This window comes from Turicimonas sp. TL08 (assembly GCF_054660695.1).
Map to the genome: position 1 here is coordinate 1 of NZ_BAAGDP010000059.1, position 775 is coordinate 775.

Annotated in this window: 1 pseudogene; it reads right to left on the reverse strand. The window is 40.3% G+C overall.

Annotation, left to right across the window (positions count from 1 at the left end):
* Positions 1-281 precede the first annotated feature (281 nt).
* Positions 282-775: pseudogene (locus ACYQ4O_RS12915) on the reverse strand (hypothetical protein); the annotation flags it as partial.

The following is a 775-nucleotide window of genomic DNA, read 5'->3' on the forward strand; positions in this document are numbered from 1 at the left end:
AAAAACTAAGCTGGAAGAAGGTGGCTCTGTATGAAGTTAAAAGATAGAGCAAAGGACCTTAGCATTGGTAAATAAATTCATTCGTGCTTTTCATAAGAATTTCTCCACTGATACATAGATGAGTTCTTATCTTTACTGAATGGAAAGAAAGCCCAGACTTTCCTTTCCTCGCCAGATACCTCCAGTCCGTTAGCTATCCTTTTAATCTTTTGAACTGTTAAAGGACTAAAGATCAGGAAACCAAAAGAGGAAAGCAACTAAATTTTTGCCAGAATGAGGTATCAATCTTTTCGCTCTCTCATCATCCATAGGGCACTTGCCTCGGTGATCACAAGTATAGTTATACCGGTAAGTTCAGAAGACGAAAGACTTTCTTCGAAAATTACTAGTCCAATGAATATGGCGCAAGGAACACCAAAAAATTGAAAAACACAATTTAAGAGAGTTGACCCTCGTCCCCAGCCCAGGGTTACCGTCAATTGTTGCAGTAGAGTGAACAAAAATAAAGCCCAGCTAATTGGAGAGAAGAAGCCGGCAAGCAGATCTGTCTTCTGTATAGCGTTGATAATAATTCCGGTTAAGGTGCATGCGCTGGCAAAATAAAGAATCGTTCTGAGCGGGGATTCTTTGAGAGCCCCGAGCTTCTTGAGAGATAAGCTGGCACAGGAGAGAAAAAAAGCACTCGCAAATCCTAAACTAATGTATGGCAGTTCTGACGATATTAAGTGAGGTTTATTAATTAGGAATACTCCTCCTAAGCAGATCGGTATTAACG